This is a genomic window from Chryseobacterium artocarpi (assembly GCF_001684975.1).
GTDB classification, from domain to species: Bacteria; Bacteroidota; Bacteroidia; order Flavobacteriales; family Weeksellaceae; genus Chryseobacterium; species Chryseobacterium artocarpi.
Genome location: NZ_MAYH01000012.1, coordinates 607,226 through 630,513 on the forward strand (window position 1 = coordinate 607,226; position 23,288 = coordinate 630,513).

The following is a 23,288-nucleotide window of genomic DNA, read 5'->3' on the forward strand; positions in this document are numbered from 1 at the left end:
ATATTTTAAATCAGATCACTACATAAGTCCTTTACGGGAATGTGTGATCGTAGAAAATCAATACTTATTTATGAAAAAGATATGGCAAAAGGATGACCTCGCCACCAATATATTAGTCAATAATTTTACAGTAGGAAAAGACCTTGACTTCGATGAACGTTTAGCAAAATATGATGTTAAAGGTTCTATGGCACACTGTAAGATGCTTGCAGAAACCGGAATTATCTCCAACGAAGAATCAGTGCAGATGCTTTCTGTATTGAATGATATTTTAAATAAAATAGAAAATGGGAGTTTTGAAATTGATAAAGATGCTGAGGATATCCATTCTCAGATAGAAGCAATCCTGATTGCGGAATTAGGAGATACAGGAAAAAAAATCCATACTGCACGATCAAGAAATGATCAGGTTTTATTAGATATAAAACTTTATTTATTAGATGAAATCCGTGAAATTACTGCACTTACTGATGATTTTTTCCAGATTTTGATTCAATTGGCAGACCAGCATAAGAATGTTCTGCTTCCGGGATATACCCATTTGCAGATAGCGATGCCTTCATCATTCGGACTATGGTTTGGGGCGTATGCAGAAGCACTTTTGGATGATGTTGAGATGTTATTTTCAGTGAAAAATATCATAAATAAAAATCCATTGGGTTCAGCAGCGGGCTATGGCTCATCTTTCCCGATCAATCGTGAGAGTACGACTTATAATTTAGGATTTCAATCAATGAATTATAATTCTGTATATGCTCAGATGACTCGTGGAAAGTCGGAGAAGTTACTGGCAATGTCAATGGCTACTTTAGCCGGAACCCTTGGGAAATTTGCGTATGATGTTTGTCTGTATTTAAATCAGAACTTTGATTTCATCAGTTTTCCTAAGGAATTTACGACCGGAAGCAGCATTATGCCACATAAAAAGAACCCTGATATCTTTGAGCTGGTTCGTGCGCGATGCAATAGAATTCAATCATTACCCAATGAATTGATCCTATTAACGAATAATCTTCCATCAGGATATCACCGAGATGTACAGCTGACAAAGGAAATTCTTTTCCCTGCAATTGATTCCTTAAAAGAATGTCTTGAGATCTTAAGCTATACTTTACCGAATATTCAGGTGAAAGACGGGATTTTAGAGGATGAAAAATATAAATATCTTTTCAGTGTAGAGAAGATCAATGAAGAAGTGAAAAGCGGAAGCTCTTTCCGTGATGCCTATGTAAAAGTAGGGCAGGAGATTGAAAACAATGAATTTGATTTTGAAATCGGAGATTTGGATCATACCCATCAGGGAAGTATCGGAAATCTTTGTCTGGATAAAATAGAATATCAGTTCAATAAACTGAAAAATAAATTATTGGGTTAAAATCTAAACCATTAAGGTCAAACAGTTAAGCTGACATAAAAATCTAAAATTACTTTTAGAATACGCCTTATGTTTTATCGTTTGTAAATCCTTAAATCTTATTTGCTTAAGCGATCTTAATGGTTGGATTTTACTTCGCTCTTTGAATTTGATGATTAATTTTTTGAAAACTACTCAGTTGTAAATTTTATCGAAGATAAAATCTTTGTGTCTTAAAGCATAAAGTTTATAAATTTCTTTTGCGTATTTGCGTTTTTATAACCAAATAAGAGATTTTAAAAGCCTATTTGAAAACGCAAAGGCGCAAAATGATACTGATATATATTATTTTCAAGACGCAAGAAAGTCAAAGACTTTCAGTAAGTGAAACCGGAATTAATATTAAGTTTAAAATAAAAAGACTTATTCCAGATCAATTTTAAACTTGGTAGATTTTTTAACCTCATGGAGAACGATAGAGCTGTGGTATTGTCCAATATTGGGAAGATTTGAAATTACACTCACAGCAAAGTCATTATAAGAATTAATATCTTTTGCGATAATTTTCAACATATAATCATATTCTCCGGAAAGACTGATGATTTCCTGTACCTCGTCATATTTTATAATGTTCTTCTCGAAGGTTTCCAATACTTTCTTGGATTGTTCTTTAAGTCGGACATTACAGTAAACGACAATATTTAAACCCAACTTTTCACGGTTTAAGAGACCCACGTACTTTTCAATGATTCCCTGTTTCTCCAATTGTTTGATTCTTTCGTACGTTGGAGTAAAGGTAAGACCTATCTTTTCTGAAATTTCTTTAACAGATAAAGTAGAGTCTTCCTGTATGATGCTGAGAATCATTTTGTCTTTTAAATCCATAAACTATATTTGAGTTTTAACAAAAATATTAATTTTAAATGAGAATAAGGAATTCGTAAGTTTTTAATTTATTTTAAACTTTGTTTTTGTAGGTTCATAAAATTGTTGTATCTTTGCACTTAATGAATAAAAAAGCATTTATATCATTAGATTTACCGGGCGAAAGCGCCCTTTACGATATTTATTGTTATTAGCGAAGATTGTTGTCTTCGCTTTTTTTATGCCCAAAAATAAGAATTATGTTTACGATTACAGAACTAAGTACCGAGAGAATCAACAGTATACTGACAGAAGCGATGGCTTTTGCAAATGGTAAAACTGCTAAAATTGAAGGAGAAGTTTTTTGCTCAAACCTTTTCTTCGAAGATAGTACAAGAACAAAAACAAGTTTTGATATTGCAGAAAGAAAATTGGGACTTCAGGTTGTTCCCTTTGATGCTTCACACAGCTCAGTTAATAAAGGAGAGAGCCTTTATGATACAGTAAAGACCATAGAAAGTCTGGGAGTAAACTTAGTAGTGATCCGTGACAAGAAAGACCGATATTTTGAGGAATTAAAAAATATTAAGATCCCTGTGATCAACGGAGGAGACGGAACAGGTAACCACCCGTCACAATGTATGCTGGACCTGTTGACAATCTATCAGGAGTTTGGGAAATTTGAAGGATTGAAAGTAGGAATTGTAGGAGATGTAAAACACAGCCGTGTAGCAAACTCAAATGCTGAAGCTTTAAGAAGATTAGGCGCTAAAGTATACTTCTCTGGACCTGAACAATGGTTTGATGAAGGAGCGTTAATCAACGGAACTTACCTTTCAGTGGATGAGCTGATCGCTGAAGTAGATGTTCTTATGTTATTAAGGATTCAGCACGAAAGACACGACGCAGCTATGAGTTTCTCTGCTTCGGAATATCATAAAAGATATGGTCTGACTAAAGAAAGAGAACAAGCAATGAAAAAAGAAGCAATCATCATGCACCCTGCACCAATTAACAGAGGGGTAGAAATAGATTCAGACCTTGTAGAATGCGAACGCTCAAGAGTCTTTAAACAAATGCAGAACGGTGTCTTCGCAAGAATGGCAATTTTAAAAGAAGCATTAGAAGAAAAAGGGTTTACCTTTAAATAAAAGAGTCAAGGTAAAAGTAAAAAGGTATTGTGAGCTCCGTAGGAGCGACCTGATAATAGCCAAGGGTGATACCTATGTAAAATAAAGAACATAACAATTGTGAGCCCTGTAAGGGCGACCTATTAATAACCAAGGGTGCAACCCTTGGGATATAAAAAGAAAAGCCTCTTGGAGGCACTTGTTAAAAAAATAGAAAATCTAAATAGAAAAAATGAAGAAAAAATTAATACTGGAGTCCGGTGAAGTGTTTCATGGAGAAGGTTTCGGAGCAGAATTGGAAACTGCAGGTGAAGTAGTTTTCAATACCGGAATGACAGGGTATCAGGAATTGATCTCTGACCCATCATATTGCGGTCAGATAGTTTGTATGACCTATCCGCTTATCGGGAATTATGGTATTAACCGTGATGATTATGAAAGTATTGAGCCGGCAATTAAAGGGCTTATCGTAAAAGAACTTTGCGATCTTCCTTCTAACTTCCGTACTCAGATTACTTTAGATGAATTATTTAAGAAGAAAAACCTTTCAGGAATTTCAGGAATTGATACAAGAAGACTGACAAGAATTCTTCGTAACTCCGGAGTAGTGAAAGGAAAAATTGTGAATGCTGATGCTGATGGAGCGGCAGTTGCAACAGAATTGAAAGAAACAAACTTCCCAACTAATCAGGTGGAAGAAGTTTCTACAAAAACACCTTATGCAAATCCAAACAGAGGCTTCAAAGTAGTATTGGTAGACTTCGGAGCAAAACTAGGAATCATCAGAGAATTATCTCAAAGAAACTGTGACATCATCGTAGTTTCTCAGGATACCACTGCAGAAGAAATCTTATTGATGAATCCAGACGGAATCATGCTTTCAAACGGTCCTGGTGACCCGGAAGATGTACCACACGCTCTAGATATGATCCGTGGATTGCTTGGAAAAGTTCCAATCTTCGGAATCTGTTTAGGACATCAGTTAATCGGTCTTGCTTGTGGAGCAAAAACGTTTAAGCTTAAGTTCGGGCACAGAGGAGGAAACCACCCTGTATTGGATTTAGCGAAAAATACAGTAGCTATTACTTCTCAGAACCATGGATATGCAGTAGATCAGGAAAGTTTAAAAGGAACAGACCTTATCGAAACACACATCGCATTGAACGACAGAACAAACGAAGGTTTAAAACACAAAATTCACCCTTGTTTCTCAGTTCAGTATCACCCGGAAGCAAGCCCTGGTCCAGAAGATGCAAACTACTTATTTGATGAGTTTATCCAAATGATGGAAGACTTTAAGAAATAAAAAGACTTCAGATATTAGACATCAGATAACAGACTTTATCATGCATAATTTTGAAAAACTAGTTTTTTGGCAGAAATCAATAGAACTTGCAAAAAAGATTTATGTCATTTGTGTGGAGTTACCTAAAGATGAAAAGTTTGGTTTGATTTCTCAAATTAAACGCTCTGTAATCTCTATTCCTTCAAATATAGCGGAAGGAGCGGGGAGAAATAATGATAGAGAATTTTATCATTTTCTTGGAATAGCAAATGCATCCTCTTTTGAACTACAGACACAGTTAATTTTAACTAGAGAATTGAATTTACTTGATGCAGAAAAAGTAGATAGTTTAATAGCAAATCTGAATGAAATTCAAAGAATGATTTATACATTCAAATCTAATTTAAAAAAGTAAAACATCCTGTTGGAAGTCTGAAATCTGACATCTAACATCTTGTATCTAAAAAAAGAAAAATGGCAAAACGTACAGATATAAAAACAATTTTAGTAATCGGTTCAGGACCTATCATTATCGGGCAGGCAGCTGAATTTGATTACGCAGGAACGCAGGCTTGTCTGTCTTTGAAAGAAGAAGGCTACAAAGTAATTTTGATCAACTCAAACCCTGCAACAATCATGACAGATGTGGAAATCGCTGATAAAGTATACATCGAACCGATTTCATTACAGTTTGTAAGCCACATCATCAGAAAAGAACGTCCGGATGCATTATTACCAACTCTTGGAGGACAAACTGGTCTTAACATGGCGGTAGAGCTTGAAAAATCAGGAATTCTTGAAGAATGCAAAGTGGAAGTATTGGGAACTAAACTTTCTGCGATCAACAGAGCAGAAGACAGAGATCTTTTCCGTGAATTGATGAGAGAATTAAATGAGCCGGTTCCGGAATCTGATATTGTAAATACAGTAGAAGGAGCATTGGCTTTTGCTGACGAAATTGGTTATCCTGTAATTGTTCGTCCTGCCTTTACCATGGGAGGAACAGGTGGAGGTATCGCTTCCACTGAGGCAGAATTGAAAGAGATTGCTGAGCTAGGTTTGAAACACAGCCCGGTTACACAGTGTCTTATCGAGAAATCAATTGCCGGTTTCAAAGAAATTGAATACGAAGTAATGCGTGATGCAAACGACAATGCCATTGTGGTTTGTAACATGGAAAATATCGACCCGGTTGGAGTTCACACAGGAGACTCAATCGTAGTTGCACCTTCTCAGACGCTTTCAGACAGAGAGTACCAGTTATTGAGAAACGCTTCTTTAAAAATTATCAGAGCATTAGGAATTGAAGGTGGATGTAACGTACAGTTAGCATTAGATCCATATTCATTCGATTACTATATCATCGAGGTAAACCCTAGAGTATCCCGTTCATCAGCGTTAGCAAGTAAGGCAACAGGATATCCGATTGCAAAGATCGCTGCAAAAATCGCAGTAGGATTAACATTAGATGAAATCATGAATCCGGTAACAGGAAAAACATACGCATGTTTCGAGCCTGCTCTGGATTATGTGGTGACTAAATTCCCAAGATTCCCATTCGATAAATTCGAAACTGCAGACAGAAGACTTTCTACTCAGATGAAAGCAACCGGAGAAGTAATGGCAATCGGAAGAAACCTTGAGGAGTCTTTACAGAAAGCAATTCGTTCCTTAGAAACAGGAATCAAGCACTTAGGATTAAAAACAAAACAAGCTCAGGCGCTTACTGCTGAAGAAATCGAAAGAAGAATCAGAGTGTGTGATGACGAAAGATTATTCATCATCGGAGACGCTTTAAGAAGAGGATACGATTGGGAACAGATTGTAGAATGGAGCAAAATTGATAAATTCTTCATCTGGAAACTTAAAAAATTAGCTGACTTCGAAAAAGTAATCGCGGCTAACAAATTTGACAAAGAAACATTAGTCGAAGCTAAGAGATTAGGTTTTGCAGATATTAATATCGCAGTTCTTTGGGATGTAAAAGAACGTGAAGTTTTCAATTTCAGAAAAGAAAACGGAGTGATGCCGGTTTACAAAATGGTAGATACTTGTGCTGCTGAATTTGAAAGTGAAACGCCATACTTCTACGGAACTTACGAAGAAGAAAACGAAAGCGTAGTTTCTGATAAAGAAAAGATCATCGTTCTAGGTTCAGGACCTATCAGAATCGGACAGGGAGTCGAATTCGACTATGCAACAGTACACTCAGTTTGGGCAATCAAAGAAATGGGGTATGAAGCGATCATCATCAACAACAACCCGGAAACAGTTTCTACAGACTTCTCAATCTCCGATAAATTATACTTCGAACCACTAACGGAAGAAGATGTAATGAACATTATCGAGCTTGAAAAACCTAAAGGAGTAGTCGTACAGTTCGGAGGGCAAACAGCCATCAACCTTGCAGATAAATTAGCTTCTCACGGAGTACAGATTTTAGGAACTTCCCTTGAAGATCTTGACAGAGCAGAAAACAGAGATAAATTCGAGAAAGCTTTACAGGAAATGGGAATTCCTCAACCAAAAGGAAGAACTTCCACTTCAAAAGAAGAGGCAATCAAAATTGCTAATGAAATCGGTTACCCGGTATTAGTACGTCCGAGTTACGTTCTGGGAGGTAGAGCAATGGAAATTGTATACGCAGAAGCAGAATTGGCGCACTATATGGAGCATGCAGTAGATGCAAGCCCTGAGCACCCTGTTTTAGTAGACAAATACATGGTTGGAAAAGAAATCGAAGTAGATGCGATCTGCGACGGTGAAACAGTAGTGATTCCAGGGATTATGGAGCACATCGAAAGAGCAGGAGTTCACTCCGGAGACTCTATCGCAGTATATCCGCCACAAAATATCTCTCAGAGTGAAATCGATATTTTAGTAGACTACACAAAGAGATTGGCAAAAGGACTGAATGTAATCGGATTAATGAACATCCAGTACGTTCTTTTTGAAGGAAATGTATATGTAATCGAGGTAAACCCACGTTCTTCAAGAACAGTTCCTTTCTTATCTAAAATCACTGAAGTTCCAATGGCTAACCTTGCTACAAAAGCAATCTTAGGACAAAAACTGAAAGACCTTGGATATGAAAACGGATTAGTTCCAAACAAAGAAGGAGTATTTGTAAAAGTACCAGTATTCTCTTTCTCAAAACTGACAAAAGTTGACATCTCTCTAGGACCTGAAATGAAGTCTACAGGAGAAGTAATGGGGAAAGATACCACTCTTGAAAAAGCACTTTACAAAGGATTAGTTGCAGCAGGAAGAAAAGTTCCAATGCACGGTTCTATCTTATTCACAGTAGCAGATAAGCACAAAGAAGAAGCAGCTGATCTTGCAGCAAGATTCCATGAAGTAGGTTTCAGAATCTGGGCTACAGAAGGTACAGCGAAATTCTTCGAACAAAAAGGAATTCCTTGCAAAATAGGATACAAAATAGGAGAAGAAAGTGTAAACCTTATCGACCTGATCCAGAAAGGAAAAGTTCAGTATGTAGTAAACACAACTACAAAAGGTAAACAAGCAGAAAGAGACGGATTCCAGATCAGAAGAATGAGTGTGGAAAACGGAGTTCCTTGTTTAACTTCAATGGATACAGTAGAAGCCATTCTAAAAGTAATCGAAAGCATGAGCTTCAAAATGGAGATAATGTAATTTCGAAACATAAATATTTAAATCCCGTAAGTTTTCTTGCGGGATTTTTTTATTGGAAAAATTCATCAATTAAACTAATCTGTTTATTTTTACAAAAACCATCTAAACTTCAGTAGAATGAGTATAAAGTCAATTACGATAATATTCTTAAGTTTTATTCTTGTAACGGTTCTTTCAGCGTGTTCTTATTTGACTGAATTTTATATTCAAAACCACACCGGAAGCAAAAAAATAATAAAGATCAATTATAATTATTCAATCTCAAAATCAATTAATAAAGATCCTGATAACTTTGGATTTAATTATGAAAACGGAATATTATCTCCACGAGCTTTTCGAAAAGTCAAGAATCTGAAGTCGCTTGAAAAGATAGAAGTGAAAGATTCTGCTATTGTTCTGGAAATTCAGCCAAATTCAACCACAAGAATTGCTAAAAGCCATAACGGAAGATGGAGGTATATGATAAAAAGTATTGAGGTTGATGGAAAGTTTTTTAGTCCTACAGAATTGCAGAAGAAAACTAAGTTTATTAGTAATGATTATGTTTATAAAATTGAATAAGATGGATATATCAAACCTCATAGGTTTTAAAAACCTATAAGGTTTAGAACCTTAGAATCAAATTATTATCAAAAACAGCCAGCCTAAATGGACAAAAAAGCAATACAAATTTTACTCAAAACTATAAAAACCTCTCAGAATGAAAGCTTAAGAGATTGGTTTTATTGGGATTCTTATATGAAGTATATTACAAAAGAGGATTTTGAATATGCCAAGAAGAATTCTGTAATGTACGATCAGGAAAATATAAGCCATGATGAAATTGGGAGAAGAATAAAAACAGCAGTTGCCAAAATTGAAAAAGAAGAAGTTGTAGATGCCTTTCTTTATAGCTTAAGTACAAGACAATTGGAGTATCGTTCTTTTTTATCAAGTTACTGCATCGGAAAATCATTGGTAGAACATAGTTTTACGCCAAGTCCGGAGCCTAATGAGGGGATTTGTGCCATTTGTGAACTTAATACTTATGAATTTGAAGATCCTATTGAGTTTAACACCATCAATTATTTCAAATATAAACATGGGGCTTGCTTTGATAGCTTAATCCAGGTCTTATTTGATTTGGAACAATTCCCGAAACTTCCTGTCGTCAAACCTGTTGAGAATGACTATAAAATACTAACGGATTTGAAAAAAATAATTGAAGAATCTGAACCTGATGACAGAATTTCTCAACTCAAGAAGAATATTTCTAAAACATTCAAATCAAACGAAGGAGAACGATTAGGTGTCTTGGAAATTTTAGGAGTAATTGGCATTTTACATGATGACATACACTTTGGATATGACAAAAAATTCGTTACTTATCCCGAGAGAGAACACAGACCTATCAGAAATGATGATGTAGGCTATCCTGCACGATGGTGGCAGGGAAAATTCGGAATTGATCATGAAAAATGGGAATATTGGTTTGGAAGAAAATAATGCGTTTATTTTTCTTGTTGATTTATCTAAGAGATTGTAAATTAGGGGGTCATAAAATATAAATTATCCAATACTATTAAAAAAACGGATCAAACTTCACCAAATTCAAAATAATCATGGCAGAATACCAAGCAAAATCCAGCAATTCTTTATCATTTGAAATAACAAAAGAAGATCAGCTAACAGGAAAAATTACCTACAGCAGCTGGTTTAAGTTCAATGCTGTGATTGAAATGGCACATCATAAAAATTATCAGATAGAGCCTAAGGGATTTTGGGGAACAACCATTGAATTAAAAGACGGAGACAGAGTTCTTTTGAAATTCAGGATGAACTGGAATGGTGAAATCATTGTGCAGACCTATTTTGATGGAATAAAAGACAGCTTTGTATTCAAGCACAGAGGTATTTTTAAGGACTCTTTTGTACTCACAGATAAAATTGGAACCGAACTTTTAGTCATGAAACCCCATTTCAAATGGAATTCGCTAAACTATGAATATCAGATAACTACCTCTGAAAACTTTGAAGATTATAACAGTAAAGAATTACTTTTACTAACGTCATTACACTGTGCCAATTACTATATGTCTACAATGGTGGTTGTATAGAAAATAGAACTAAATTTTATCAAAAATATAAAACGTAGAGCTAAAATAAGACGTTGAAATATCATACATAATTGAAATAAAGGGTTTGTGAACTTTCATAAGCCCTTTATTTATGGGCTTTTTTTTAGCAAGATTTTATGATTTGTATCATATTTTTATTTAGAATCGATAAAAATAAAGTAATTTTGCGACACTAAGCTTAATTATAAAAATGAAAAAAACGATTATTTCTGCATCTTTTTTAGCAGTGACCATGTTGAGTGCACAACAAAGTGACACCCTCAAAGTAGCCGAGATCCAATCCGTATCCCTGCAAGGAACTCACAATTACAGAACCAAAAAATCTGAATCAGTGGCAAGGCTTCCACTGGAAAATCTTGAAAATCCAACCGTTTACAACCTTGTTCCCAAAGAAATCATCAGTGAAATGGGAGCTATTGATTTTAATACAGCAATGGCTTCGGCGCCAGGAGTTGTAGTAAACAACAGTGTAAACGATAGCGGAAACGATATTTTCCTGAGAGGATTCAGTTCCAATGCAAGCTTTAGAAATGGATTGACTCAAAATCCAAGAGTACAGTCGGAAATAGCTAATATTGAAAGAGTAGAAGTAATCAAAGGACCATCTGGAACATTGTTTGGAGGAACCCTGGCAAACTATGGTGGAGTGGTGAATGTAATCACCAAAAAACCACAGGAAAACTTCGGTGGAATTATCAATTATACCACCGGAAGCTGGGGAATGAGCAGAATTACAGCCGATGTGAATACCCCTTTAAATAAAGAAAAGACAGCATTGGCAAGATTTAATGTAGCTGCTTATTCTCAGGACTCATTTCAGGATGCAGGATATAGCAAAGGTCTGTTCTTTTCAGGAAGTATTTTGTATAAAGTAAGTGATAAAACGACAGTAACATTAGACACAGAATTCCATGCTCCGGAGAAAACATTGAATGCTTATGTAAGAAAGTCTGATAACCTGACTTTCCATTCTATGAAAGATCTTTCAGCCATTCACGGCAGGTCATTTACAAGTAATGATATCGGTTCCAAAAGAACAAATTTTGTAACCATGGCGGAAGTTACCCATAAATTTAATGATCAATGGACTTCCAGAACATCTTACCAAAGAGGTGAAGCCAATGAGAATGAATCTATATTCCTTGTTTTAACATATCTGGATAATAATACGGTGAGTAGAGGAATTCGTCCGTTTGATAGTTATAAAATTACCACAGACAATATTCAGCAGAATTTTATTGGCGACTTTAAAATAGGGAAATTGAGAAACCGTTTGGTTGTAGGATTAGATTACTATCAGCAGACTGCTAAAAATCAGTATGGAATGTTTAAAACATCAAAAGAAGATACAAAAGGCTCTGCATTTGCACCATATGATATCATTAAGCTGGATGAATTTTCAGCATGGCAGCCTATCTCCAGAAGCATGGTGGAAAATCTGGAAAGAATCCCGAATAATCCCAATAGTAATGTAAAACCAACGAACTTTGATGTTACACAATCCAGAACATTCAGTGTGTATGCATCAGATGTGCTTAATATTACGGATAACCTATTAGTAATGGCAAGTTTAAGAATGGATCACTATAAAAATGACAATATTGTAACCAATGGTGTAGTAGGAAAAGGTGAATATTCCCAAACTCAGTTTGCCCCAAAGTTCGGATTAGTCTATGAGATTGTTAAAAATCAGGTTTCATTCTTTGCCAATTATGTCAATGGTTTCAAGAATGTAGCGCCAACAAGAGATCCTAGAGATAAGAATGGAAATACTTTTATTGAATATAAACCTGAACAAGGAAATCAGTTTGAAGCAGGGTTTAAACTAGATTTACTGAATAAAAAGCTATTAACTACAGTAAGTTATTACAATATGAAAATTAAAAACCGTTTAGTTGCTGACCCGTCAGGAATTACCGGACTTTATATTCAGGATGGAAATATTAAAAATCAAGGTTTTGAGATTGATATTGTTGCAAACCCAGTTAAAGGTTGGAATATAGTTGCCGGATACGGTTATAATGACAATAAATTTGATGATAGAAGTATAGATGCAGGAAAAAGAAGCGCCTGGACTCCAAAACATGTGGCAAATTTCTGGACAAGTTATAAGATCATGAATGGAACTTATGAAGGAATTGGTTTCGGAGCTGGATTCAATTTTGTGGATAAAGCATATATCAATATTGTCAATCATTTCTTAGCACCTGCCTATACATCTGTAGGAGCTACCATTTTCTACGATAAGAAAAAATACAGAATAGGTCTGAAAATGAATAATGCTTTGAATCAAACGTACTGGAACTTCTATGGGCAGCCACAGAAACCAAGAGAAATTCTGGCAAATTTTGCATTTAAATTCTAATAAAATAAAAAACAAAAATAAGCTGTTGGAAAACATAAAGACAGAGAATATAATGTAACATGCTATTTTTTGCCACGAATTCACGAATTATTTATTAGTGCATTCGTGGCTATATAATATAATCTCCCACATATTAAGCAGATAACTACTGAAAATCTTTGATTTTCTAGCGCCTTAAAAACAGCATGTTGTTTCATTTATTCGCGCCTTCCAACAATCATAAAAGCAATCTTCAGATTCAGATATGGAAAATAAAAAAACTAACCCAAAGAAAAAGCAGGGAAAATCCCTGACCAAAAGAATTACAGGATGGCTCCATCTATGGCTGGGACTTGTCTCAGGAATCATTGTACTTACGGTAACCCTTTCAGGAACCGTTTTTGTGTTTTGTGATGAAATTGTAGATCTCTGTGCCGGAAATGCAAAATACATTCAGGCTCCGGCTCATGCAAAAAAAATGATACCCGAAGAATTACTTGTTAAATTTCATGAACAGGTTCCGGACAGAAAAGCCTTTTACTTCGATACATACAAAGAAGCAGGCAGAACTTTCCGTGTGGCATCAGCAACCAAGCCTCCCAAAGATAAAAATGCAGACAAAGCAGACAAACCCAAAGGAAAAGGTCGTGGTCCCAGAGGTGTTTTTGCCTATCATTATCTAGACCCTTATACCGGTAAAGTAATGGGTTCTACAAAAAGCTATGAATTCTTTTATGTTGTTGCCCATATTCACGCTCAATTATTGGCAGGTAAATTCGGTAAAACAGTGGTGGGAGTAGCATCTATCATATTTTTCATTCAATTAATTGGTGGATTGATCCTTTGGTGGCCCAAGAAATGGAACAAAACAACAAGGACGACAGCATTTAAAATCAAATCCGGAACAAAATGGAGAAGAAAAAATTACGACTTCCATAATGTCTTCGGCTTTTATTCATTGCTTCCGGCTGTCTTTATCACCATTACCGGATTGATCATGGCGTATAAGGTTTTAACAGATCTTACCCAGGTTACTTTTGGAGGAGCTCCGGATGCCCATAAAATCGCTGAAAAATACGAACCGAAATTTGATCCCGACAAAAAAGCATTGTCTTTTACAGACTTTATTGATAGAGGTTTTAAAGAAATTCCGGAAGCTAAGCAGATTAGAATGAGTATTCCAAGAAAAGATTCTGCAACGGTTTATAATGTAGTTGCTGCAAAATTTATCGGATTGAAAAGCATTATTGACGGAAAAAGTAAAGAAGTCAATAAATATACAGGTGATGAGATCAATTATCCAAAAGAAGTCCTGATGCATGAAGTGATTGAACACATGAACTTCGACCTGCACGTGGGATATTGGGGCGGAATGTTTGGGAAAATCTTCACTTTCGTGATCGGAATTATATGTACCAGCCTTCCTGTTACAGGATTTTTAATCTGGTGGGGAAGAAGAAATAAATCACCAAAAAAGAACAAAGAAATTAAAAATATTCATCAACACAGAAAAGAATCCCATCATGAACAATTGGTTTAAAATTTTACTTTTATCAGGATTATCATTTTTCACCCTTGGAAAAGCTCAGGAAAAAGTAACCATAGGAGAGAAGCAGAACGTATTTTCTAAAGTATTAAATGAAAACAGAGAAATATGGATTCATCTTCCGAAAACTTATAATGATAAAGAAATCAATCCCGCAAAATATCCGGTAATCTATCTGTTAGACGGAGAAATTAATTTTGAATATTATACGGGACTGTCCGATTTTATTGCCAGAACTCCTTACGCAGACATTCCGGAATGTATTGTTGTAGGAATTAAAAATACGGAGCGTACAAGAGACCTGACACCCACAAAATCTCAAAAGAAAAGTCCGGTAAATCCCGAGGTAACTCTTTTCGCAGATAGCGGTGGCGGTGAAAACTTTGTGAAATTTTTACAGGAAGAACTGAAACCTTTTATCAATAAAAATTACAGAACTCAGGATTATTCTATATTGGTAGGGCACTCATTCGGAGGATTATTTGCCATCAATACTTTTCTTATGCATCCGGATTACTTCAATGCTTATGTAGCAAATGACCCAAGTTTATGGTGGGACAATGAAGTAAGTATTACGAGAACTAAAGAATATCTGGAAAAGAATAAAAAATTTCCTGCTCATAAAATGCTGTATGTTTCTCAGGCAGACAATGAAGAAAAACAGAAAAACTGGAATTCAGACATGACACAGGCTATTGAGAAATTCAAAGGAATTGTAGAGAAAAATGGCTCTCTGAATTACAAACACACCTTTTTTCCGGGAGAAGTTCACGGAACAGTTTCTTATCCGGGAAATTATGAAGCTTTAAAATTTATATTCAAAGGCTTTAGAACGGATATTAAACAGTTGGCAAAAAATCCTGGTTTGCTGGAAGAAGATTATAAGCAGTTTTCCAAAAAAATGGGAACAGAATTCTTTCCATCTGAATCTTATCTGAATATAGTTCTTAAATTTATGAAAAGCAATGACTTCAAAGAACCTGAAACTTATTTTATGAATCTGAAAAACAAACTTTATCCTAAGGTTAAATAATTGATATATAATATAAAAGGATGAAAATAGAGGTGTGTTGATGAATGTTCAATGCACCTCATTTTATATACAATTTCAAACTTCATTTGTATGAAAATAAAAAGCAAACCGATACATTCACAGGTTTGCCTTTTATCATATTTAAAGATTCTGCTGATCTTTAATGTCTATTATCACACTTTATTTCAAGCTCCGTTTTATCCTTATCTATAAAGGTAATCATTGGGCATCCAAAAGAAGCAGAAGAAAAATTAAAAACTACAGGAGCCTTTCCTTTAAAAAGAATACCCGTCCATTGAGCAGAATAATTGACATCATCATTTTCCGTTTTTTCAAGCGGATAGAATTCTACACCATCGTCATTGATAAATGTTTTTTCAAACACTTTTTCATTGTGTTCATTAATGACAACCAATTTACGTTCCTGTGTTCCGTACTCCTCAAGAAGGTCTTGTACATAGTAGGTAAGATTATCATATTTGGATTGGTAAATACCGCCATATTTAAGCTTTGAACCTGAAAAATATTTTTTCTGAACATCATTACCGGCTTTTTCCCATTTGATCATTTTCATTTTATTCTCTACAAAAGGGTTTCTATTCCCAAAGTAAGCTAAAGAATTGGTATACTTGTCGAAAATATCCATACTTTTCTGATTATCAATCTGGAATCCTACCATATAAGAATCCGAATCAATTTCTTCTCCTTCTGTGGTATATGGAGAAAGATAAGCTACGGTTTTCAGCTTATTTACCGGGATTTTTTGTAGTTTATTCGCGCCGTAGTTATAAAGATATAATGTATCACTTTCGGCAATATGACTCCCATTCAATAGCTTTTTTCTGTATTGATTATCCAGTTCCACATGTCCCATGTTGGAAAAAGGAACTTCCTTTTGTTTTTTTAGAAATTCTATCGGAACTGCCTGTTTATCATGATAAATATCGGATACAGAAATGAAAGAATCCATAAGCTCGTTACGCTGTATGGTTGAAATATTGAAAATGTTGAAATTCTTAAAATCTATTTCCTCTTCAGTCTTTACCGTTTGTACAGAATCCTTTGTGATTGTTGGTGGATTCTCAACCGGTTTTTTTTCATCCTTTTTACAGCTGATAATTACCAGTGGTAAAAATAATAGCGCTATGGCTGTATTAATCTTCATTATTTAAGAATATTTGAATTTATCTTTTGAATTATATTTTATAATAAGGTTGTGAATAGTATTTGCTAGGTTTGATGTAAGCTATATTTCTCTTAGAATCAAAGATCCAGATAAACCTGCGAAGCATGTCTGCCCCAAAATAACTTACATTTTGAGTTTTAAGATCTCCGGCAAAAAATCCAATAGAAAGATCCTTAAAGACAAAATGCTCAAGCTTAAAAAAAGGAAGGACAGCTTGTTTCGTGATCAGACTTTCCCCTTTTGAGTTTTTCAGTGTTTTCTCTCCCAAAACCTTTAATTTCTTATCCAATTGATTTTCTTCTGTAAAATCATTACTGTAGAGTATTCCTCCTGAATAGCCAGACTGAATAGCAAAATAAGCTTCCTGCTGCCGAACTCCATCCACCACATTATCTGCTGAAATATAAAAAGCATCATGATCCATCATGATACTAATGGGTTGGAAACCTGTTAAGTCTGGTTGTTTTTCATTGTAGATTACAAATTGATTGTTATCATAATCAATTTTAAAAGTTTTCCCTTCAAAAAGAGCTGTTCCTATTTTTCCGTCTGCTTCAGGACCTGTCAACTGGTTATCCATGAAGCTGATGTTTTTCCAACTGAGATTTCCAATATCAACCGTATTATTATCACTTATTTCTTCTTTATTAAAGATAATATGATCTGCCTTACGTTGCTTATCAGGAGAAATAGCACCGTCTTTCATTGCAATCTGAAACATAAGGTGCAATGAATCTTTTTTATTAACAAGCGTTTTTACAATGATATTATTAGACTTTGTAATCCGAAAAGGAATGGTTTGCTGAGCCTTTGCTCCTGAAAATCCTATAGATAACAGGAATAAGATATTGATTTTTTTAAGCATTATTCGCGATTGGTGTTTAAACCTTTAAAATTACCCATTATCTTTGGAACACCAAAAATAAAATGAGATGGTTGAACATTTACTTCAAAGCGGAATCTCTTGGGAAGAAAAAGAATTCAGCCGGAATGAATTTCTGAAAATTCCTGGAAGTACAGATACTCATATCTATTTTATAGAAAAAGGCAGCGTAAGAATCTTCATGACTGATGAAAGTGAAGAAAGAATCATTCGTTTTGGATATACAGGGAATATTATCGTTTCTCTGGACTCATTTCTCTCCGGAAAAGCATCCGATCTTTCCATTCAGGCGATTAAAAAAACTATAGTGAAAATAGCTGCAAAAAAAGATTTCTATGAATTCATCTATGCCTGTGAAGAACACATGAAGTTCTGGATACAGATTCTGGAAGATTTAGTATTACAGCAATTGGAAAGAGAAAAAGATTTATTGATCAATGCACCTGCAGAACGTTTTGAACGAGTATTGAAACGGAGCCCTCAATTATTTCAGGAAGTTCCCAATAAATATATTGCCAACTATTTAAGAATGTCTCCAGAAACCCTTTCAAGGCTTAAAAAATCTTGATTTCAATCAATATTTAAGAACAGAATGATTCGGAAATTTGTCAAAAAATAACATGAAGATTTCAACCATATCATTGTTAAATGAATTAAAAGACAAAACTGAAAATCATTTACAATATGCGGAAACATTTTTGCTTAAATCTGAAAATGAATTGAATTTCAGAATTTCCACAGACAGTTGGAGCGTATTGGAATGCCTTGAACATCTGAATCTTTACGGCGATTTTTACATTCCGGAAGTTACCCAAAGAATCTCTTCCTCCAAAACCTCATTCAAACCGGATTTCAACCCCGGAATTCTTGGAAACTATTTTGCTAAAAGCATGCTTCCAAAGGAAAAACTCAATAAAATGAGGACTCTTAAGACAATGAATCCGATCCATAGCCAATTGAATAAAGAGGTTGTGGAAAAATTTATTCTGCAACAGAAACAATGGCTTGAGTTATTAGAAAAAGGAAGGGAAATCGATCTTGAAAAAACAAAAACTTCAATCAGTATTTCAAAACTAATCACTTTAAAGCTGGGAGATACATTCCGGTTTGTGACCTATCATAATGCAAGGCATATTGCTCAGGCGATTCAGGTTTTAAAGAATAAATAAAGGTATGTATTCCGAAAAAGAGTAATTTTAAACTAATGGAAATCATATACCAAAAAACAATACAAACTCCATTGGGAGAAATGATAGCCTGTGCTGTAGATCAGGGAATATGTTTGCTTGAATTTACAGACAGGAAAAATATTGAGAAGCAATTCAAAGCGCTGTCAAAAACTTTAAAAGCTGAAATTGTAGAAAAAGAACATTTTCACTTTCAAAAATTAGAAGAAGAACTGCAAGAATATTTTGAAGGGAAAAGATCGCAGTTTAATGTCCCTTTATTTACTACAGGAACGGAATTTCAGGAGAAAGTATGGCAGTTGCTTCGTGAAATTCCGATGGGAGAAACCAGAACCTATAAACAACAATCCGAATTTTTAGGAAATCCTAAAGCAATAAGAGCTGTAGGAACAGCCAATGGAATCAATAAAATAGCTATTTTGATTCCTTGTCACCGCGTTATTGGCTCCAGTGGAGAATTGGTGGGGTACGCAGGAGGAATCTGGAGAAAACAAAAATTATTGGAACTGGAGAAAGCTATTTTATTTTGATTTTCGTAATTTTAAGCAAAAATTTACACGTGAAAAAGTTATTAATAGCAGTTTGCATTTCAGTTTCAGCGTTCACTTTTGCACAGGACTATTCTGTGCCAGCGGCAAGCCCGCGTCAGAAGGTAGAACAGCAGTTTTCTATGTCTAAAATTTCTGTAGACTATGGAAGACCGGGAGTAAAAGGACGTAAGATTTTTGGAGAACTTGTTCCTTACGGTCAGGTTTGGAGAGCGGGAGCTAACTCATCTACAAAAGTGACCTTCGGACAGGCAGTTAATTTTGGGGGGAAAAATGTTCCTGCAGGAACTTATGGGTTATTCATTGTTCCTACTGAAAAAGAATGGAAAGTAATCCTTAATAAAGACTTCCAACAATGGGGAGCATATACTTATGATCCTAAACAGGATGTAGTAGATGTTACTGTGCCGGTAAATAAGTTGGCAGACAAGCAGGAGTGGTTTGAAATCACCCTGAATCCTACAGATGAAAACTCAGGAAATTTGGTAATCAAGTGGGATATGGCTCAGGCTGAAATTCCATTGAAACCAACAAAATTAGATACTGTAATCAAGATTTCTGACAAATTAAAAGAAATCAAGAAAATAGAATCAGATTCTAACAAAAAAGGATAAGAAATGAATTTTTCTGTTCAACCTGTTTTAGAAAATGAAGAATTTCAATTAATCCCCTTACAGCAAGGGGATTTTGAATCTTTATATGAAGTGGCTTCCGATCCAAAAGTATGGGAGCAGCATCCAAACAAAGATCGTTATCAAAGAGAAATTTTTGAAAACTTTTTTAGAGGAGCTATAGAAAGTAAAGGAGCTTTCAAAATCGTTGAGAAATCTACCGGCGATGTATTAGGAAGCAGCCGTTATTACAACTTTGATCAAGATGATAATCATATTTTCATAGGATATACTTTCTACGGAACAAAATCCTGGGGAAAAGGGATCAATCCACAAGTAAAAAAACTGATGTTAGATTATATCTTTCAGTTTGTAGATAAGGTTCATTTTCATATCGGGAAAGAAAATTATCGCTCACAAAAAGCGTTGGAAAAATTAGGGGGTGAAAAAATAGCAGAAGAGGAAGTTGCCTACTTTGCAGAACCCACGAGAACAAATTTTGTATACGAGATCAAAAAAGAAAACTGGATATGAAAAAATATAAAATTCAGCAATCGCCATTCGTAGTTCCTACCAATGATGGGAAACTCATTGAAGAACATTGGGGAAATTCTACAGGTAATTCAAATGTTTCCATTGCTCATATGGTAGCACCTCCGGATTGGAGTGAACCACATCAGACACCGGAATTTGATGAATTTACATATATTATCTCAGGAAAAAAACAATTTGAAATAGACGGTGAGATTGTGGTTTTAGAGAAAGGACAAAGTATCCTTATCGAAAAAGGAGCAAGAATCCGTTATAGCAATCCGTTTTCAGAAGCCTGTGAATATCTGGCTATTTGCCTTCCTGCATTTTCTATGGAATTGGTAAACAGAGAAGTGGAAGGAGTAGATTAAATCGATTGATTGTCTATTAAAACGATAAGACTTTAATGATATAAATAAAAATAACCTTATTTCTAAGGTTATTTTTTTGTTTAAGAATAATGGAGTTATTTAATCTTAAAAAATAGGATTGGAGAATCAGTCAGTTAGATATTCGGTCATCATATTATCTGGTATTCATGCATGTAATCTTCAATTATTTTGTAAGTTCGCGCGCTGAAAACTATTAACGGATTCAACTTTTATTAAGATATATGAAAAACAAATTATCGATCGTATTATTACTGGGAATCGCACTTTCTACAACTTCATGTGCCTCTATTTTTACAGGAACCAGTGATAAAATCACTTTTAATTCAACTCCGGAAGGAGCTACGGTATTCCATAAAGGAATTGAAAAATGTGTTACACCTTGCGTAACGCCCATTCCAAGGTCTTTGAGCAAACAAACTATTACTTTTAAGAAAGAAGGATTTAATGATAAGGAAGTAAAATTGACCAAAAATTTCAATCCGGTGACATTATTGAATATTCTTTTTGGTGGTGCCATCGGTGTGGGAATTGATGCGGCTACAGGTTCTTTAACTAAATATTCTCCAAAAGCATATACTGCTGAACTGGAAGCAAAATAATTCTGATCATTGAGCAATACAACAATGTACCAATTTCTGAATATATCAATTATTGGTACATTGTTAAACTGTTAGATTGTTTCATCGCATAAGCGTTACTTCAATAGCTCTTTCAGGAATAATAAGGTATGATTCCAGGCTCTTTTAGCCATTATTTCATTGTAATCCTGTGATTTTGGATCTGTAAAGGTATGTTTAGAATGAGCATAAGTGATAATCTGCCAGTCTGCGTTACCTTCGTTCATTTCCTTGATGAGGTTATTATAATCCTCTGGAGTTACACTTTTATCATCTGCCGGATTCTCAATTAATATTTTAGCATTTAATTTTTCATTTTTTCGGCTTTGGTCCCTTCCCAAACTTCCATGAATAGAAACGACTCCTGCTACAGGCATATTTCCTCTCGCAGACTCCAGTGCGCCTGTTCCTCCAAAACAGTATCCGATAACAGCTGTTCTATCAGAAATTGCTCCGTTTTTTTTCAGCTGCTCTAAGGCAAGAGAAATTCGTTTTTGATATTCTGCATAATTCTTTTTATAATACCCTGAACTTTTGGCTGCTTCTTCATTATTCGCGGGAATTTTTCCTTCACCGTAAATATCAGCGATAAACGCAATATAACCCTGCTTTTCAAGTTCAAGAGCTGCCGTTTTAGCTTCTTCATCAATTCCTTTCCAGGCAGGAAGAATTAAAACTCCGGGAAGTTTTTTACCTGCATTAGAAGTGATTAAACCATTCAGTTTTTGTGAACCATCCTGATAGGAAACTGTTTTAAGATTTTGACTTAAAAGGGTTCCTGATGCCATAATACATGCGGTAAGTAAGATTGAACGTATCATATTTTTTTATTTTGTGATGATTTAAAAAGTTCTCTCATATTCATGAAAAATCCTCAACCAAATTAATAAAAATAACTTAATTGAGGATTTTAAATAGTATATTACAAGAATTAGAACTCTACACCCAGATGTACAAGTTCTTGTTTTAGATCGGTATCCGGTAAAACATGAATGGTATTGAAGCCAAGAGATTTTGCTGCTTCAATATTCTTCGGATTATCATCAATAAAAATTGACTCACTTGCCTGAATATCATATCTTTCTAATAAAACATGCCATATTTCAGGATCAGGTTTGATTAGTTTTTCTGTTCCTGAAACTACAATTTTTCCATCAAAAATTTGGAAGAAATCGTAATTTTCTAAAGCATATGGAAAGGTCTCGGCTGACCAGTTTGTTAACCCGAATAATTGATAATCAGTATCTTTTAACTTTCTTAGAATTTCAACATTCTGAGGAATATCGCTTTTCAGCATTACAGTCCAGTTATCATAAAAAGCTCTGATCTCTTTTTCCCATTCAGGAAACTTTTTCACCTGAATTTCTGTTCCTTCTGAAAGACTTCTTCCTCTGTCCTGTTCAATATTCCATTCATCCTGAGCAATGTTTTCAAGGAAATATTCCATTTTTTCATCATCCTTGAAATAATCTTTAAAGAAATATCTAGGATCCCAGTCCATTAAAACTCCTCCGAAATCGAATATAATATTTTTAATTTTCATATGTATTGTAGTATCTGTTTTTATCCTTTATTGTGGTTTATAAAACACATATTTTTCATCCTCATAATAGGCATTAATATGCTGTAATCCATTGGTGAGAATAATTTCTTTAGCCCCAATAACAGAATTGTACCTTGCGGTTTGTTCAAATGTTTTTTCCGTAAGTTTTACCTGTGGAGCTTTGCATTCAATAAGAATTACAGGTTCAGTTTTTTCGGTGACTAAAAGGTCGACTCTTTTGGTTAAACCATTGAGAATGATCTTTTTTTCAGTGATCAATGCCGACGTAGAGTAGGATTTTACTGTAAGATAATAATGTATCCAGTGCTGTCTTACCCATTCCTCAGGAGTGAGCAGAAGATAAGTTTTGCGAACCAAATCATAAATAAAAAACTTATCTTTGTCTTTCTTGAATTTAAAATCAAAAGTTTCCTGAAAATTCAGTTTTGGAAGTTCCATT

24 protein-coding genes are annotated in these 23,288 nt (G+C 34.8%); 18 read left to right on the forward strand and 6 right to left on the reverse strand.

Going from position 1 to position 23,288, the window contains the following annotated elements:
- The first annotated feature begins 70 nt into the window (after nucleotides 1–70).
- Nucleotides 71–1,375: an argininosuccinate lyase gene (gene argH, locus BBI01_RS07205; protein WP_065393994.1), complete on the forward strand. Its 1,305-nt coding sequence runs from the start codon at nucleotides 71–73 to the stop codon at nucleotides 1,373–1,375.
- Between the two features lie 402 nt (nucleotides 1,376–1,777).
- On the opposite strand, the gene BBI01_RS07210 is transcribed toward argH, so the two are convergent.
- Nucleotides 1,778–2,239: an Lrp/AsnC family transcriptional regulator gene (locus BBI01_RS07210; protein ID WP_065393995.1), complete on the reverse strand. Its 462-nt coding sequence runs from the start codon at nucleotides 2,237–2,239 to the stop codon at nucleotides 1,778–1,780.
- Between the two features lie 239 nt (nucleotides 2,240–2,478).
- Here BBI01_RS07210 and BBI01_RS07215 point away from each other — a divergent pair, with 239 nt between their 5' ends.
- From BBI01_RS07215 to BBI01_RS07260, 10 genes are all read left to right on the forward strand, one after another.
- The gene (locus tag BBI01_RS07215) at nucleotides 2,479–3,369 is read left to right on the forward strand and encodes an aspartate carbamoyltransferase catalytic subunit (protein WP_065393996.1); all 891 of its coding nucleotides are present in this window, start codon (nucleotides 2,479–2,481) and stop codon (nucleotides 3,367–3,369) included.
- 211 nt (nucleotides 3,370–3,580) lie between these two features.
- Nucleotides 3,581–4,654 carry a carbamoyl phosphate synthase small subunit gene (locus BBI01_RS07220; RefSeq protein ID WP_065393997.1) on the forward strand — a complete coding sequence of 358 codons (1,074 nt, stop codon included), beginning with the start codon at nucleotides 3,581–3,583 and terminating at the stop codon, nucleotides 4,652–4,654.
- 40 nt (nucleotides 4,655–4,694) lie between these two features.
- Nucleotides 4,695–5,048 (forward strand): four helix bundle protein, encoded by a 354-nt coding sequence (locus BBI01_RS07225; RefSeq protein WP_065393998.1) that lies wholly within the window; start codon nucleotides 4,695–4,697, stop codon nucleotides 5,046–5,048.
- A 59-nt stretch (nucleotides 5,049–5,107) separates the two neighbouring features.
- Entirely contained in the window at nucleotides 5,108–8,290 is a 3,183-nt protein-coding gene (gene carB, locus BBI01_RS07230) for a carbamoyl-phosphate synthase large subunit (RefSeq protein ID WP_065393999.1), read from the forward strand.
- Nucleotides 8,291–8,407: 117 nt separating this feature from the next.
- A complete protein-coding gene (locus BBI01_RS07235) occupies nucleotides 8,408–8,851 on the forward strand; it encodes a hypothetical protein (protein ID WP_065394000.1) in 444 nt (147 codons plus the stop codon).
- A gap of 87 nt (nucleotides 8,852–8,938) precedes the next feature.
- Complete coding sequence (locus BBI01_RS07240) at nucleotides 8,939–9,775, forward strand: hypothetical protein (RefSeq protein WP_065394001.1); 837 nt, start codon at nucleotides 8,939–8,941, stop codon at nucleotides 9,773–9,775.
- 116 nt (nucleotides 9,776–9,891) lie between these two features.
- Nucleotides 9,892–10,386, forward strand: coding sequence for a hypothetical protein (locus BBI01_RS07245; protein WP_065394002.1), 495 nt, complete (start codon nucleotides 9,892–9,894; stop codon nucleotides 10,384–10,386).
- A gap of 211 nt (nucleotides 10,387–10,597) precedes the next feature.
- Nucleotides 10,598–12,772, forward strand: coding sequence for a TonB-dependent siderophore receptor (locus tag BBI01_RS07250; protein ID WP_065394003.1), 2,175 nt, complete (start codon nucleotides 10,598–10,600; stop codon nucleotides 12,770–12,772).
- A 244-nt stretch (nucleotides 12,773–13,016) separates the two neighbouring features.
- Nucleotides 13,017–14,291 (forward strand): PepSY-associated TM helix domain-containing protein, encoded by a 1,275-nt coding sequence (locus BBI01_RS07255; RefSeq protein ID WP_065394004.1) that lies wholly within the window; start codon nucleotides 13,017–13,019, stop codon nucleotides 14,289–14,291.
- Entirely contained in the window at nucleotides 14,275–15,330 is a 1,056-nt protein-coding gene (locus BBI01_RS07260) for an alpha/beta hydrolase (RefSeq protein WP_065394005.1), read from the forward strand. Before BBI01_RS07255 ends, BBI01_RS07260 begins: the two co-directional genes overlap by 17 nt.
- Nucleotides 15,331–15,490: 160 nt before the next feature.
- On the opposite strand, the gene BBI01_RS07265 is transcribed toward BBI01_RS07260, so the two are convergent.
- On the reverse strand, nucleotides 15,491–16,495 hold the full coding sequence (locus BBI01_RS07265; protein WP_065394006.1) for a hypothetical protein: 1,005 nt from the start codon (nucleotides 16,493–16,495) through the stop codon (nucleotides 15,491–15,493).
- Between the two features lie 31 nt (nucleotides 16,496–16,526).
- On the reverse strand, nucleotides 16,527–17,381 hold the full coding sequence (locus BBI01_RS07270; protein WP_065394007.1) for a hypothetical protein: 855 nt from the start codon (nucleotides 17,379–17,381) through the stop codon (nucleotides 16,527–16,529).
- A gap of 67 nt (nucleotides 17,382–17,448) precedes the next feature.
- Between BBI01_RS07270 and BBI01_RS07275 the strand changes: the two genes are divergently transcribed.
- The 7 genes from BBI01_RS07275 to BBI01_RS07305 all read left to right on the forward strand — a co-directional run bounded on the left by BBI01_RS07275 (nucleotide 17,449) and on the right by BBI01_RS07305 (nucleotide 21,267).
- Nucleotides 17,449–17,967, forward strand: coding sequence for a Crp/Fnr family transcriptional regulator (locus BBI01_RS07275; RefSeq protein WP_065394008.1), 519 nt, complete (start codon nucleotides 17,449–17,451; stop codon nucleotides 17,965–17,967).
- Between the two features lie 52 nt (nucleotides 17,968–18,019).
- Nucleotides 18,020–18,568, forward strand: coding sequence for a DinB family protein (locus tag BBI01_RS07280; RefSeq protein WP_065394009.1), 549 nt, complete (start codon nucleotides 18,020–18,022; stop codon nucleotides 18,566–18,568).
- Nucleotides 18,569–18,603: 35 nt separating this feature from the next.
- Nucleotides 18,604–19,116: a methylated-DNA--[protein]-cysteine S-methyltransferase gene (locus BBI01_RS07285; RefSeq protein ID WP_065394010.1), complete on the forward strand. Its 513-nt coding sequence runs from the start codon at nucleotides 18,604–18,606 to the stop codon at nucleotides 19,114–19,116.
- 29 nt (nucleotides 19,117–19,145) lie between these two features.
- Nucleotides 19,146–19,748, forward strand: coding sequence for a DUF2911 domain-containing protein (locus BBI01_RS07290; protein WP_065394149.1), 603 nt, complete (start codon nucleotides 19,146–19,148; stop codon nucleotides 19,746–19,748).
- Nucleotides 19,749–19,751: 3 nt separating this feature from the next.
- Nucleotides 19,752–20,279 carry a GNAT family N-acetyltransferase gene (locus BBI01_RS07295; protein WP_065394011.1) on the forward strand — a complete coding sequence of 176 codons (528 nt, stop codon included), beginning with the start codon at nucleotides 19,752–19,754 and terminating at the stop codon, nucleotides 20,277–20,279.
- The gene (locus BBI01_RS07300; protein WP_065394012.1) at nucleotides 20,276–20,647 is read left to right on the forward strand and encodes a cupin domain-containing protein; all 372 of its coding nucleotides are present in this window, start codon (nucleotides 20,276–20,278) and stop codon (nucleotides 20,645–20,647) included. Before BBI01_RS07295 ends, BBI01_RS07300 begins: the two co-directional genes overlap by 4 nt.
- Nucleotides 20,648–20,889: 242 nt before the next feature.
- A complete protein-coding gene (locus BBI01_RS07305) occupies nucleotides 20,890–21,267 on the forward strand; it encodes a peptidase associated/transthyretin-like domain-containing protein (RefSeq protein ID WP_065394013.1) in 378 nt (125 codons plus the stop codon).
- Nucleotides 21,268–21,362: 95 nt separating this feature from the next.
- Here BBI01_RS07305 and BBI01_RS07310 read toward each other — a convergent pair whose 3' ends face one another.
- The 3 genes from BBI01_RS07310 to BBI01_RS07320 form a co-directional block, all read right to left on the reverse strand.
- On the reverse strand, nucleotides 21,363–22,106 hold the full coding sequence (locus BBI01_RS07310; protein ID WP_065394014.1) for a dienelactone hydrolase family protein: 744 nt from the start codon (nucleotides 22,104–22,106) through the stop codon (nucleotides 21,363–21,365).
- Nucleotides 22,107–22,216: 110 nt separating this feature from the next.
- Nucleotides 22,217–22,828, reverse strand: a complete 612-nt coding sequence (locus tag BBI01_RS07315; protein ID WP_065394015.1) for an HAD family hydrolase — start codon at nucleotides 22,826–22,828, stop codon at nucleotides 22,217–22,219.
- Between the two features lie 27 nt (nucleotides 22,829–22,855).
- Nucleotides 22,856–23,287, reverse strand: coding sequence for a type I restriction enzyme HsdR N-terminal domain-containing protein (locus BBI01_RS07320; protein WP_065394016.1), 432 nt, complete (start codon nucleotides 23,285–23,287; stop codon nucleotides 22,856–22,858).
- Nucleotide 23,288: the final 1 nt, after the last annotated feature.